The sequence below is a fragment of the Paraburkholderia sp. SIMBA_054 genome (assembly GCF_046534875.1).
Lineage (GTDB): Bacteria > Pseudomonadota > Gammaproteobacteria > Burkholderiales > Burkholderiaceae > Paraburkholderia > Paraburkholderia hospita.
Map to the genome: position 1 here is coordinate 79560 of NZ_JAWRXV010000016.1, position 13157 is coordinate 92716.

15 protein-coding genes and 1 pseudogene are annotated in these 13157 nt (G+C 61.2%); 7 read left to right on the forward strand and 9 right to left on the reverse strand.

The features are described 5' to 3' along the window. Nucleotides 1-2: 2 nt before the first annotated feature. A pseudogene (locus tag SB822_RS20680) lies at nucleotides 3-404 on the reverse strand (transposase); the annotation flags it as partial. Here SB822_RS20680 and SB822_RS20685 point away from each other — a divergent pair. From SB822_RS20685 to SB822_RS20695, 3 genes are all read left to right on the forward strand, one after another. Then, nucleotides 403-897 carry a DUF1269 domain-containing protein gene (locus SB822_RS20685; RefSeq protein ID WP_410855495.1) on the forward strand — a complete coding sequence of 165 codons (495 nt, stop codon included), beginning with the start codon at nucleotides 403-405 and terminating at the stop codon, nucleotides 895-897. The pseudogene SB822_RS20680 and the gene SB822_RS20685 sit on opposite strands and share 2 nt — an antisense overlap. Before the next feature lie 83 nt (nucleotides 898-980). Further along, the gene (locus SB822_RS20690) at nucleotides 981-1625 is read left to right on the forward strand and encodes a TIGR02466 family protein (RefSeq protein ID WP_410855496.1); all 645 of its coding nucleotides are present in this window, start codon (nucleotides 981-983) and stop codon (nucleotides 1623-1625) included. 293 nt (nucleotides 1626-1918) lie between these two features. Next, nucleotides 1919-2206 carry a GYD domain-containing protein gene (locus SB822_RS20695; protein WP_007741217.1) on the forward strand — a complete coding sequence of 96 codons (288 nt, stop codon included), beginning with the start codon at nucleotides 1919-1921 and terminating at the stop codon, nucleotides 2204-2206. Between the two features lie 135 nt (nucleotides 2207-2341). Here SB822_RS20695 and SB822_RS20700 read toward each other — a convergent pair whose 3' ends face one another. From SB822_RS20700 to SB822_RS20715, 4 genes are all read right to left on the reverse strand, one after another. Further along, the gene (locus SB822_RS20700; protein ID WP_090837773.1) at nucleotides 2342-2689 is read right to left on the reverse strand and encodes an MTH938/NDUFAF3 family protein; all 348 of its coding nucleotides are present in this window, start codon (nucleotides 2687-2689) and stop codon (nucleotides 2342-2344) included. A 212-nt stretch (nucleotides 2690-2901) separates the two neighbouring features. After that, nucleotides 2902-4899: a thioredoxin domain-containing protein gene (locus SB822_RS20705; protein WP_410855497.1), complete on the reverse strand. Its 1998-nt coding sequence runs from the start codon at nucleotides 4897-4899 to the stop codon at nucleotides 2902-2904. Nucleotides 4900-5061: 162 nt separating this feature from the next. After that, nucleotides 5062-5604, reverse strand: coding sequence for an arsenate reductase ArsC (locus SB822_RS20710; RefSeq protein WP_410855498.1), 543 nt, complete (start codon nucleotides 5602-5604; stop codon nucleotides 5062-5064). A gap of 153 nt (nucleotides 5605-5757) precedes the next feature. Then, complete coding sequence (locus SB822_RS20715) at nucleotides 5758-5985, reverse strand: hypothetical protein (RefSeq protein WP_410855499.1); 228 nt, start codon at nucleotides 5983-5985, stop codon at nucleotides 5758-5760. Between the two features lie 97 nt (nucleotides 5986-6082). On the opposite strand from SB822_RS20715, the gene SB822_RS20720 reads away from it, so the two are divergent. Further along, the gene (locus SB822_RS20720; protein ID WP_410855500.1) at nucleotides 6083-7303 is read left to right on the forward strand and encodes an RtcB family protein; all 1221 of its coding nucleotides are present in this window, start codon (nucleotides 6083-6085) and stop codon (nucleotides 7301-7303) included. A 402-nt stretch (nucleotides 7304-7705) separates the two neighbouring features. On the opposite strand, the gene SB822_RS20725 is transcribed toward SB822_RS20720, so the two are convergent. From SB822_RS20725 to SB822_RS20740, 4 genes are all read right to left on the reverse strand, one after another. Then, entirely contained in the window at nucleotides 7706-8002 is a 297-nt protein-coding gene (locus SB822_RS20725) for a hypothetical protein (RefSeq protein ID WP_410855501.1), read from the reverse strand. A 121-nt stretch (nucleotides 8003-8123) separates the two neighbouring features. Beyond that, a complete protein-coding gene (glnA, locus tag SB822_RS20730) occupies nucleotides 8124-9629 on the reverse strand; it encodes a type I glutamate--ammonia ligase (RefSeq protein ID WP_410855502.1) in 1506 nt (501 codons plus the stop codon). 233 nt (nucleotides 9630-9862) lie between these two features. Then, complete coding sequence (locus SB822_RS20735) at nucleotides 9863-10336, reverse strand: YbhB/YbcL family Raf kinase inhibitor-like protein (protein ID WP_079495277.1); 474 nt, start codon at nucleotides 10334-10336, stop codon at nucleotides 9863-9865. A gap of 58 nt (nucleotides 10337-10394) precedes the next feature. Then, nucleotides 10395-10553, reverse strand: a complete 159-nt coding sequence (locus tag SB822_RS20740) for a hypothetical protein (RefSeq protein WP_410855503.1) — start codon at nucleotides 10551-10553, stop codon at nucleotides 10395-10397. 607 nt (nucleotides 10554-11160) lie between these two features. Here SB822_RS20740 and SB822_RS20745 point away from each other — a divergent pair. From SB822_RS20745 to SB822_RS20755, 3 genes are all read left to right on the forward strand, one after another. Then, nucleotides 11161-12030, forward strand: coding sequence for an SHOCT domain-containing protein (locus SB822_RS20745; protein WP_410855504.1), 870 nt, complete (start codon nucleotides 11161-11163; stop codon nucleotides 12028-12030). 88 nt (nucleotides 12031-12118) lie between these two features. Further along, a complete protein-coding gene (locus SB822_RS20750) occupies nucleotides 12119-12562 on the forward strand; it encodes a hypothetical protein (protein WP_410855505.1) in 444 nt (147 codons plus the stop codon). A 269-nt stretch (nucleotides 12563-12831) separates the two neighbouring features. Beyond that, nucleotides 12832-13050, forward strand: a complete 219-nt coding sequence (locus SB822_RS20755) for a four-helix bundle copper-binding protein (protein ID WP_410855554.1) — start codon at nucleotides 12832-12834, stop codon at nucleotides 13048-13050. Nucleotides 13051-13157 lie beyond the last annotated feature (107 nt).

The window sequence follows — 13157 nt, forward strand, 5'->3', positions numbered from 1 at the left end:
CACGCGAGCACAGGCGCGTCCCGCTCAGCAAGCTTCGAACCGTAATGCAACGCTGACCGGGCGACCGATATCAGCGCGCACGCGCACGTCGCTCCGACAGTCCCCACGCTTTCGCGTAGGCAACCTGCTGGCGTCTGGAGGGCGCGCTCACCACTTTTAGCGTTGATCTCTTTCATCACGTCCAGCTCGAGATCCCGCTCCGCCAGCATCTTCTTCAGCCGCGCATTCTCCTGCTCGAGCTGTTTGAGCCGCTTCACATCGGCAGCTTCCAGACCGCCGAAATGCTGCCGCCAGTTGTAGATCGTCTGCTCGCTGATCCCCTGCTTCTATGCGACCTCGGTGACTGGCGCCTTGTCTGCCTCACGCAGGATCGTGACCATCTGCTCGTCGGTAAACCGCGACATGAGACGTCTTTATTTCCTCGTACCTGACACGACGACGGCGAAGGCGATCGTAGACGACTTGCTGCGGGCGGGGATCACATGGCGACATATCCATGTTCTCGCGAATCACAGTGTCGCGCTCGAACAGTCACCCGAGGCATCCTTGCTGCAAAGCAGCGACGTCGTGCGCTCGCTCGAACGCGGCGTGGCGCTCGGCGGTGCGACCGGCGCGCTTCTCGGCCTCGTGGCACTGGTGTTTCCTCCCGCGGAGCTCGCATTTGCGGGCGGAGCCGTCGTCGCATTGACGTTGGCAGGTGCCGGCTTCGGGGCCTGGACGGCCACGATGATCGGCGTCGACGAACCGAATGCACGACTCGAACGCTTTCGTGGCGCCATACGTGATGCCCAGCTCTTGATCATGGCCGACGTGCCTGGATCGCGCGAACATGAGATCGAGCAGATGGCTTCCGCGATCCACAACTGGCCAAGGCTAGTTCCACCTCCGCGCCTTTGACCGCACAACGCGTGCAGGATACAAGTGCCGGCATCCGACCTATAGTGACAAGTGAGTATCCCATACAGCGCATCAGGCGCAGGATGATGGCAATCTCCACTTCCACTCCGGACATCATCCGTCTCTTTCCGACTTTCGTGTGGCAGCGCCGCCTCGAGCCAGCGTGTTACGAACCCCTGGATCGGGATCTGATGGCGTACATCGACGCCCTGATCCGGAGCGGCAATGGCACCGATAGCGGCACCACATGGCAATCCAGCCACCAGCAACATGAAAAGCCCGAGCTCGCTGCGCTGATCGCGCTTATCGACCAGGCCGCGCGCGACGTTCTCACATTTCTCAAAGTGGACAACGCCCCATTTCACCTCACCGGATGCTGGATCAATGTGTTGACGCCAGACGGGACACACGCGATGCACACTCATCCAAACAACTTCCTGAGCGGCGTGTACTACCTGCGCTCGCAAACTGGCGCGGACACGATCAACTTCCATGATCCGCGCCCGCAGACGGCCATCATCCGTCCACCCGTCACCGAGTTAACGGCGTACAACACAGATCAGGTGGTCGTTCCGGTCAGCGAAGGCACGTTGCTAATATTCCCGGCCTGGTTACCCCATTCGGTGTCGGCAAATACGAGCGCGCGGGCACGCGTGAGCATCAGCTTTAACATCATGTTTGCCGACTATGACGAGGTCATGAGCCCGCCGCTCTGGGGGCCGCCGTGACGTGCGCCGCGCGCAAGCCCAACTGGCCATTTCCCCTCACGTCTGAGTCCTGATGCCAGGCCGCCTGTTGACAGTAAGAATCCAATCTTCCCGTCATGGAAAGCTTCGAAGGCCAACGCCCCGTCGCGTATTGCTCGATGGCACTCGTTCACGGCGGCCCGCGACCTCAGGTCCGAAGGACAGCGACCTTACTATAATCAAGATGAACAGGAATGCACCGCCTGACCGGTGGCCGTCCGCATTGAAGTGGCTACCGTGCCCGAGCGTGGAGCAATTTTCCACGGAGGTATTACATGACTACCTACGTCATCCTCAGCCGCCTCGCTCCTGACGCGTTCAAGGACCCCAAGGAACTCAAACAGATCGCCACCACCGTGGCGGAGAAGATCAAAGATGAATGCCCTGCCGTCACCTGGAAAGCGAGCTATCTGACACTCGGGCGATTCGACGTCGTGGACATTGTCGAGTCGAACGATCTGAAACAGCTTGAGCTTGCGGCGCTGATCATCCGAGGTTATGGGCATGCCGCCACCGAGACGATGCAAGCGACTGTGTGGAGCGATTTCATCGGGGCGCTGTAGCCGTGATGCATGTTCCCCTGCGAAGGCGTATCGGACTAACACGCTCACCCGGCTTTCCGTGGCAAGGCGGCCTGGCGACCTGCGGTGTACCGGTCGAACTGGCTCGCCTGTGAAACGCTGCACGCAATGCGCCCCCTAGCACGTGACATGCAGAATCGCGTTGGTTCCTTCCGTCTTCACCTTGAGTCTGGCGATGGCCTCCTCCGTCGGCACGATAACGAGTTCGACTTTCCGGCGCTCGGCCTCCTGCCTTACCTCGTCCATCACCGGCAGTGCCCCGGTGCCGGTGCCGATCACAAGGCACTGGCAATTCCAGGGAATAGCCTCAGCCGTCGATACCGGTGTATGCCCGAACAATTCGCGGAACGCCTTGGATGGCTTTTTCTTGCGCTTGTGAACCTGCCCGCGGTCGATCACCACGTCATGCTCGAAAGTCACGCCATCTATGCGGATGGAACCGAAGGAAAACGCATCGAAGTGCATACCCGCCTCCACTCATCCTGCAAGAATCACGGCTCATGGTATCAGGGGTAACAGGCGTCCGACGAACGATGCCGTTCGAGGTACACATTCGATGTAGCCGCACTAGAACAGCGCGGCGTTCGTCGCGAAAGTCCACATACAGACCTGGGTGCCGAACACGTCGTTGACAAGCCGGGGTTCAAAAAGAGCGTGCATGGATCGGTCCGGCACCGTCACACCCTACCGGACAAGCAATATTCAAGGAGCGCGTTGCCTTCGGTCATGGGTGCAGCGCACGTGCGATTCCGGCACACATATGCCGCGGCCCGGCCGTCGACCGGGTGACACTCCCGGCCGATCGGCACGTGTTCTGCAAAAGCCAGCACGCGTGCGGGGAGGTAGGCGCGGTGAACGCCAGTTGCCAGCACTGCGGCTGAATATTTCTCGCCGGCAAAGACGATCTCGAGCGGGCCGCGCTGCACGAAGTCCCTCGCGGCTATGAGGTGCGCGAAGGCGGATGGTACGCTGCCTGCTGCCGTCTCGTATCTCCGGAATTCGTGCTCGGCGCGGTCAAGGTAGAGATCGCGCCCGGTGAGTGCATGCAGACGCACGAAGGCAAATGCGCTCGATGAGATGCCAGATGGCGAGGCGCTGTCGTATGGGGCACGGGGCCTGTGCACCAAGGGCTCGCCATCGCACGGTGTGAAATACAGCCCGTCCTCCCAGAACTTGTCAAGGATGAGGGTCGCGAGTTCGATCGCACGATCGAGGTAGCGCCTGTCGAAGCATGATTCGTAGAGGTCGAGCAGTGCATTACAGAGAAAGGCGTAGTCCTCGAGGAACCCCGGCACCTTGGCTACGCCGTCCTTCCAGACCCGGAATACGCCGCCATCGGCAAGTGTCAGCTCGTTCCCGATAAAATTGGCGGCACGCTTTGCCGCGCTGAGATACTCGGGGACACCCGTCGCCTGGAAGGCGGCACAGAGCCCCGCGATCATCAGACCATTCCAACCGGTGAGAATGTTGTCGTCCCGGGCCGGGCGCACACGTCGGGCGCGCGCCGCCAGCAGCCGCTCGCGCCAGCCTGCGAGCTGCGTTTCTTCCAGCGCGTCCAACTCGACCGCACGGTGGAGTACCGTGGCGCCGTGCTCGAAATTGCCGCGTTCTGTCACACCGTAGGCCCTGCAGGCCAGTGCGCCTTCGGACTCGCCAAGGACTGCTTTGATCTCGGCGGGCATCCAGCAATAGAATTTGCCTTCCTGGCCTTCGCTGTCGGCATCCTCGCTGGCGTAGAAGCCGCCTTCGGGGTGCGTCATGTCGCGCAGAATATAGGCGAGGGTCTCCTCGAAGATGCAGCGCCATGTTCGCTTGCCAGTCAGGCGATAGGCATCCGCGTACAGCTTTACAAGCTGGCCATTGTCATACAGCATTTTCTCGAAGTGCGGCACGCCCCAATGCGCGTCGACGCTATAGCGGGCGAACCCGCCGCCGACCTGGTCATAGATGCCGCCCGCCGCCATGTGGTCGAGTGTGCGTTTCAATGCGTCAAACAGCGTGGGTTCGCGGCTTCGTTCATAGACGCGTAGCATGAGGTCGTAACAGCTCGGATTGGGGAACTTGGGCGCGCCGCCGAGCCCCCCATGAGCCGGGTCAGTGTCCCGTGTCAAGGCGCGTGCTGTCTGTGCAGGCAGATCTTCGACAGCGGCGGTTGGCCCGCCCTGCTGTGCCTGATCGAGCTGCCGGAAGCCCTGCTGAATCTGCACAATGGTGTTCCGCAGTTCATCATGCCGATGCCGCCAGGCTTCACTCAGGGCTATCAACACGCGCGCGAACGCGGGGCGGCCATAGCGATCGTCCGGCGGGAAATAGGTGCCGCCGAAGAACGGCTCTCCCTGCGGCGTGAGAAACACGGTAAGCGGCCAGCCGCCTCCCTGTCCCATCATCTGGCTGACCTGCTGGTAGATTTCATCGATGTCGGGACGCTCCTGCCGATCGACCTTGATGCTGACATAGCGCTCATTCATCAGGCTGGCAATGCGCGGATTCTCGAAGGACTCGTGCGCCATGACGTGGCACCAGTGGCACGCGGCGTAGCCCACCGAGAGAAGGATCGGCCTGTTTTCCTCGCGCGCGCGGCGAAACGCCTCGTCGCTCCACGGATACCAGTCCACCGGGTTGTCCGCATGCTGGCGGAGATAAGGCGAGGATTCTGTAGCAAGCCGGTTTGTCATGCTGGTCTCCATACGGGCGCACCCACCAGCGCTCATGATCAATTCGGGCAGGGTCGCGTGCCCTGCAAGGGCGCGGCCAACTGTGCGACGCGCTCATCGACCCGTCCGTCGGCCGTAGCCGCCACCAGAAAACCAGACAATCGGAATTGCTCTTCGAAAGCTCTAGCCTCGCGTCGGCATCCCGGATGTGCCGATGGCCGTGACGTCGATGTCGCTAATCCGTCGCACCGCGGCGCGAATGGCGGCGGCGTCGAGTTCGTCCAGTGGCACCTCGACGAGCGCCTCGACCCTGCATCGAATCTGCTGGAAAACCTGTTTGAATGCAGCACGTTTGCTTTCATCCGGCCCCTCCACGGCGGCGGGGTCGGAGAAGCTCCAGTGTGCCGATGCGGGATGGCCGGGCCACAATGGACATACCTCGCCCGCGGCCTGATCGCACACGGTAATAACGAAGTCCATATGGGGTGCGCTCGGTTCGGAGATGGCGAACTCGTCCCAGGATTTGCTGCGCAGATTCGCCAGGTCATACCCCGTCTTGCGCACCTGTTCGATGGCGAAACGATTGATCTTTCCGATTGGATTGCTTCCTGCGCTGTAGGTGCGAAACTGACCTTTCCCCAGCGTGGCAAGTAGCGCCTCTGCCATCACGCTGCGCGCCGAGTTGCCGGTGCAAAGAAAGAGCACGTTATACGTCCGGTCATTCATGAACGGCTCCCGGAAGGAACGGTCGCGAACGTCGCATCAGAAAGGTGCGGTCCGCGTATCAACCTCTTAAGTCTAGTCCCGTCACGTGCGGTACGGAGAATGCCGTGCTCAGCGACCGGATCCATAGGGCTGTCTTGCAATGCCAATGCTCAATTAACGCGTGCCCGTTGACCCTGATCTGCCGTAAATCGCGGCGACGCAGCGCTTGCCGCGCCTGTTCGGAATCAGTGACGGCGCACGCACGATGCAGTCGAATCCCTTCTGCACGAGCTGACCGTAAAGTCCATAGCCGCGCGTGCCCGCTTCGTGACGATGCGGATGCTTCGCGCCTCCGGTGTCAACCTGGAATACAACGGGACCGTGCTGCGCGCTCGAGTACATGTGAATACTTGTCGAAACAGAAAAACCGGCTCACGCTAATGCCGTACCGCGCACACTGACCCGTGCCGATGAGCGAAGCTGACGAAGGGACAGAGGCATGAGTCCGGTCGATTATCAACTAATGGAAGTGGCAAGCGGCAAGGCCGTGAAGATGTGGGCACAGGGCGTGGCTATTGAGGAGGCGTGTCGCCGGCAGTTGAGAAACATGGCCCGCATGCCGTTCGTATTCAGGCACGTTGCCGTCATGCCGGACGCGCACGTGGGCAAAGGCTCGACGATCGGCAGCGTGATTCCGACACTGGGCGCAATCATCCCGGCGGCCGTGGGCGTCGATATCGGCTGCGGGATGATGGCGGTTCGTACAACGTTGACGGCCGCGGACCTGCCCGCTTCGCTTTCCCGCGTGCGCAGCGCGATCGAACGCGCCGTGCCGCACGGCGGTGCGGTGGGGCGACGCGATCCGGGTGCATGGTCGCGTCCCCCGCCAGTCGTCGACGACGCCTGGAAGCTGCTGGCGCCCAGTTTTCAGCGCATCGTCGACAAGTATCCTTCCCTCGCGCGCACGAACAACCACGCGCACGTAGGCACGCTCGGCAGCGGCAATCACTTCATCGAGGTATGTCTCGATGGCGATGACAGCGTCTGGTTCATGCTGCACAGCGGATCACGCGGCGTGGGCAACGCGATTGGCAGCCTCTTCATTACGCTGGCCCAGGCCGACATGCGTCAACACCTTGCGAATCTTCCGGACAAGGATCTTGCGTACTTCAGGGAAGGCAGCCGGCACTTCGATGACTACGTGGAAGCAGTCGGCTGGGCACAGCAGTACGCGTGCTGCAACCGTGAGGTCATGATGAATGCCGTGATCGACGCGGTGCGCGCAACGATCGGCAAACCCTTCACCATCGACGAGCACGTGGTGAACTGCCACCACAACTACGTACAGAAAGAGCGGCACTTTGGCGTCGACATATTTGTAACGCGTAAAGGAGCGTTGTCGGCGCGGGCGGGCGAGTTCGGCATCGTACCCGGTTCGATGGGCGCGAAGAGCTTTATCGTTCGCGGCCTCGGCAACGAAGAGAGCTTCTGCTCATGCAGTCACGGCGCCGGGCGCGCAATGAGCCGTAAAGAGGCCAAACGGCGCTTCACGGTCCAGGATCAGATCAGCGCGACGGAGCATGTCGAATGCCGAAAGGATGCAGGGGTTATCGACGAAATTCCGATGGCCTATAAGGACATCGACGCGGTGATGACCGCGCAGCGGAATCTGGTCGAGGTGGTGCATACGCTGCGACAGGTGGTTTGTGTGAAAGGTTAGGACCTGACGTTTTTTTCGACCACCACGCAGGCACCGAACCCGGATGTCGGTCGTGTATCAGCTCTGGCCTTGTCATCTGTTGGCTGCCTGCCATTCGCGGAACGGCAGTTTGAGCGTCTGCGGGCGCAAGCGGCGATGGCAGGAAATGGCCAAACCGCCGATCGCCGCGCTCGATCGCCATGTTCGTTGCCACCGACGTCAGCGCGCGTCTCCATAGCCGGCGGTCGAGTCGTCAGACGTTCAACGGCAGGTATCAGAGTCAAACAGCCGCTTGGCATGGCCACTGCCGGACAAGTCATCGGCCATAGGTGACGTTCTCCTATCGACGCGGCAAAGGCCGCTCAACGACTCAGACCGGCCATTCGTTGCGTGTCAACTTCGAACGGCATCTCCATGCATCAATCAACGGGTGAATTCGACCCGTTGCGACCAGTCGCCATCGGCCTCCCGACTGACCGATCTTTGGGGTGATGGGGACGTTTGCGTATTCCGGGCAAAGGCCGATCGAAATCGGGCCGCAGATGCCGGACGGATGGACGCCGCCGGCGATCGCTGCATACAAGGGGCCGCATGGGATGGTGCCGCATCAACCGCAATGGAAATGTAGTTGCTGACGGTGTCCGGGTCGCGACGGCGCGTCGCGTCATCGGGCGTCGTGCCATCGACCAGGCGGTAGCTGAGCAGTTCAATCAGCGTCAAGCAGCCACGCCCAGCGCAAAGGAAGGTAACAGTTGGGTACGCTTACCGCCGGGGCCGAGGTACCGCGTATAGTCGATATGAAAGCTGCCGACCGGGTCATGACAGATCCCCTTGTTCTTCTCTAGGTATCGAAGTACAGGTAAAACTCCCACGGATGCGGACGCAGTTTGATTGTGTCGATCTCTCGTTTTCGCTTGTATTCGATCCAGGTCTGGATCACGTCGTCGGTGAACACATCGCCTTTACGCAGAAACGCGTGGTCGGCTTCGAGCGCGGTCAGCGCCGCTTCGAGCGAACCCGGCACCTGCCGTATGGTGCTGGCCTCTTCGGGCGGCAGGTCGTATATGTTCCGGTCAAGCGGATCGCCCGGGTCCGTCCTGTTTTCAATGCCGTCGAGGCCCGCCATCATCATCGCCGCGAACGCCAGGTACGCATTCGCCGACGGGTCCGGACAGCGAAACTCGACGCGCCGCGCGTTCGGCGAATCCGAATACATCGGGATGCGCGCCGCAGCCGAACGATTGCGCTGGGACATCGCCAGATTGACGGGCGCCTCATACCCCGGCACCAAACGCTTGTAGGAATTCGTCGTCGGCGCGCAGAAGGCCATGAGCGCGGGCGCATGCTGAAGCAGTCCGCCGATGTACCAGCGGCACATATCGGAAGTCAGCGCCCAGCCGTCCGCGTCGTAAAAGAGATTCAGTTCGTCTTTCCACAGGCTCTGGTGACAATGCATGCCGCTCGCGTTGTCGGCAAACAGTGGTTTCGGCATGAAGGTGGCCACCTTGCCGTGCCGACGCGCAACGTTCTTGCAGATGTACTTGTAGATCATCACGTTGTCGGCCATGCGGGTGAGCGTCGCAAAGCGCATGTCGATCTCGTTCTGTCCGGCGGTCGCGACTTCGTGGTGATGCACTTCGATCTGTACGCCCGCCTGCTGAAGCGTCAGCGCGATCTCCGAGCGGATCTCCTGCAGCGTGTCATGGGGCGGTACCGGGAAGTAGCCCTCCTTGTAGCGTTGCTTGTAGCCGAGGTTGCCACCGCCGTATGCGCCTTCGTCCCGACCGGTGGTCCAGTCGCCTTCGGCCGATTCGACATAGTAGTAGCCGCTGTGCTGGTCCTGTCCAAAGCGGATCGAGTCGAAGATGAAGAATTCCAGCTCCGGCCCGAAATAGCATGTGGTCGCGATGCCCGTCTGGCGCAGATAGTTCTCCGCCTTTTTTGCAACGTAGCGCGGATCGCGCGAATACGGTTGCTGCAGCACCGGGTCGACTACGTCGCAAATGATCGACAGGGTCGCCGTGCCGCTAACCGGGTCGACGAAAGCGGTTGCCGGGTCCGGCCTGAGCAGCATGTCGGACTCGTGGATCTCCTGAAAGCCGCGGATCGACGAACCGTCGAAACCGATTCCGGCACTGAACAGGTCGTCGTGAACTTCGGGGAGCGTAATCGAGAAGTGCTGCCAGAGTCCAGGCAAATCGGTGAACTTCAGATCGACGATCTGGATACTGTGTTTTTGCAGCATGTCGATCACATCGCTTGCGTTTTGTGGACGCATGACGCGATAGCTGCCCGCTTCGACGGACACTGCAAACGGCGAGCCGGTGGTTCCTTGCGTACTGGCCATGGACTTTCTCCTCTTCCGGTCCGTGCGAGTGAAACAGCTGACGCGCAGCGGCTACGACCGGCACTCCATTGTCGAGAAGCAAATGGATCGAACCCTAAGACACTTACCGGCATTCTCCTGTGGGGCACGCCGCGTCGGTTCGGGGCGACCGATTGCGATCCGCGTCGGCCTCATAGTCGGCACCACTGAATTTTCTTCGTCATCAAACTCGATTCATGAAACGACGTCATCGCTCATCGCTTCTGATAGGTCCCAATGAGTTCGGCGTGGGTTAGTACGTGCCCCTGCATGGCCTTTTCAAGCGCCGCTTTGCTGGGGTTTTTCAAATCAGGCAGTACGGTGTCGAGCGCATACAGTTTGTGGAAATAGCGGTGGCGTCCCACGGGCGGACACGGGCCGTCGTAAGCAGCACGCTTGAAGTCATTGATACCTTCGAGCGTACCGCCCGGCAGAGCCTGCGCAGTAGCGCCATCGGGCAGCCCGGTTGCCGTCGGCGGGATGTTGTAGAGCACCCAATGTACCCAGGTCGTTTTCGGCGCGGCCGGGTCCGGCGCGTCAGGGTCGTCGACAATCAGCGCCAGGCTTTTTGCGTTCACGGGCACGCCGGACCAGGTGAGTGGCGGGGATACATCGGCGCCCTCGCAGGTATGCTGCACGGGAATCTCGCCGTTCTGTCGGAAGGCTTGCGACGTTAGCGCGAGGGTCATGGTGCGCTCCTCGGCGTCGCAACCGTTTGATACGGGCTATTCAATGTGCGATGCGGCATCAATGTTTGTGCCGGTGCAGCCAACCCATATGGTGCGAATCAAGCCACTGGGCCATCCCCTCTTCTGGGTGATCGCGCCTGTACCGTTGCGCCACCATGAACCCTGCGATCAACAAGACCGCCAGGCCGACAACGAAGTAGATCATGGACTGTGTCATCGCAGCCTCCTTATTGGGTCGCGACCATGCTTATATTCTAGGTCAGCGCTTACCAAAGTGGAGTGCGACGAGCGCACGCATCCGCGGATTGAACGACAGCTTGCCGGGGGCGGAAGCGACGTTCGAATGACCGCGTGATCGCGTCGGCGACTGGCCGAAACTGGCCGATGCCGGTCGATGAGGTAGTTCGCTGTATTCCCACCGCCAGTTCGGCAGAAATGGGACCCACAGCAGTCACCCAAGTTTCCTCAATGCTGTCCGTCGAAAGCGTCTGTTATGAAGCGAGCGGTGGTCTTGACACGTACCGCAGAGCCGCGAAGCAGCAAGAGAAAACATCTAAACGGCCGAGGTAACCACGAAAGCGGCACCCAATGCTCACACATGCTGAGGTCTTTGACTCGCATATCAAGCGCCCAACGGAGTGCTGACTCCTAGCCAACGGTGCACAGCCGGCACGCAGAGTATGCTCGTTCCCAGGGATGCATCCCTAGCCGATCGTTACAGGTCGGAGGTGACAGACGCCTCATCGCAAAGCAACGCGCAGTGGCAGTTACCTGGGGGTAACATCATCCCGGGAGGCAACACGAGAAACCATGAGTGGATCACCATGCGAAAACCCACCCCCGCCGGCCAGCAATTGATCGAAGAAGTAGCCCAGCGACATGGGTTCAGCACGGATGCGGTGATGAGCATGCTGGAGTCTGTAATTCGCGGTAACGGCAGCATGGCCCAGTTCGATCACCCCGAATTTGGTGGATCCGGCCAGTGGATGCAGGGGGGAATGACCATGGTCTCCGACATGTTCAACCACTACCTGAAGGGCCGGGTCGACGGGCTCTGTTCTGAGCTTTCCCGCCTGGTGGCAAACCAGCCCGACCTGATTCGCAGCGACAGCTTCCAGTCGCAGTACCAGGGTACCCAGCAGCAGGGCAACCACGGCGGCGGCCAGCAACAACAGCAGAGCGCTGGTTACGGTGGCAGGAAGCAGCAGCAGACTGCAGCCGGACCAGTCGAACCGGTGAGTCTGTTCGTTCCGCCCGCGCCCGGCACCTCTGGCGACTGGTGGCCCGCCGATCTGGGGCGGCCCAACACAACTGGTGCCCAGAACGACGTCCGCTATGCCTACTTCGCACCGCCCCGGCGCCTGGCGATCGAAGTGAACGGCAAGGTGACGGTCTACGATACGCTCGATCACCAGATCAGCGGCTTCTCGCAGCAGCAGTCCCGCGGCGCGTCCCTCACATTCGCGAGCCAGCACGGCCTGGTTGCTGTCGCCAGCCTGCCGGTTGTCTCGTTCGGTGGGGTTCCGCAGCCGGCGGCGTCGCCGGTGCAGGAGGAGCCCGTCAGCACTCAGTCGGTCGCCCGCGAGGCAGACGTGTTCGCCACCATTGAGAAGCTCGCCGCATTGCACGCGAAGGGGATTCTCAGCGATGAGGAGTTCGCCGCCAAGAAAGCGGAGCTGCTGAGCCGTTTGTGAGCGTCCCGTCATTGCGCAGCGCAATTGCGGCCATGTCATCGCTGCGCTGAGTTACGCAGCGACTACGCTCCGCTGGCAGACGCGGCTGGTGGAGGCGGCTGCCGATGATGAACTGGCCGACTTGCTAGGATCGCACCGCAGCGCAGATTTCGTGGACGCCGAAGCCGAGGCGCCGGATGTGTTGCTCTGGATTGGCAATCCTGAATGGCGGCCTGATCTTGAGCGCATGCGGACCGCTTTGGACAAGGCGCAGTGGTCCGGACGCGCGAATCAGCTGAGCTCGGGACACGTGAAGTGGCCGGATATCGATTCGATCCATCGCGCCACGCACAAGGCCCGGACTCCCGAACCGACTTCGCCGAATCCAGAACTGCGCCCGCCCCCTGCGCAGCCCGCCCTTGATCTCCGCTTTGCCCAGATCGCCCGGCAGCGTCGCAGCGCGGTGAATTTCGATGGTACGACGCGCATCGCCAAAGCGGCCTTTTTCAGCATGCTGGCGTGCCTGTTGCCACGTCGCGACACGCCGCCGTGAAATGCCCTGATATCTCCTGCGGCAGTGCGCTTAGCTTTACGGCACCGACACTAGCGACTACGCTGCTATGAGAGTGGCGCTGGTCGGCCCTGAACTCATTCGCGGACCTTGGAGGAGAGCACGGCGGACGCCGAACAACTCGATTCAAATCTGGAGCCTCGTCGATGAACCCCGAAATCTATCAGCCGTCTATTGAAGCCTGCGATGCTTGTGCCGCTGCCTGCGATCGCTGCGCATCCGCCTGCCTCGATGAACCGGGCCGGGTGAACATGGCCAAATGTATTCGCCTCAACGCCGATTGCGCTTCGCTATGCCGCCTCACATCTGCGGCGTTGGCTCGACAAAGCCATTTCGCACCCGAGTTTTGCGAACTTTGCGCACGGATCTGTGACGAGTGCGCCGATGAATGTGCGCGGCACGCACCCGAGCACTGCGGCACATGCAGCGATGCGTGCCGGAGGTGCGCGGAAGTCTGCCGGGCAATCTAATGTCTTGCTCAGCATCAGCGCGCCCGCGAGAATGACGGCGCACGCGTCGCGTATTGGGTCGGAAAAATGTCGTACCCGGCTTGAGGATGTCATGGACCCTCGGCTCC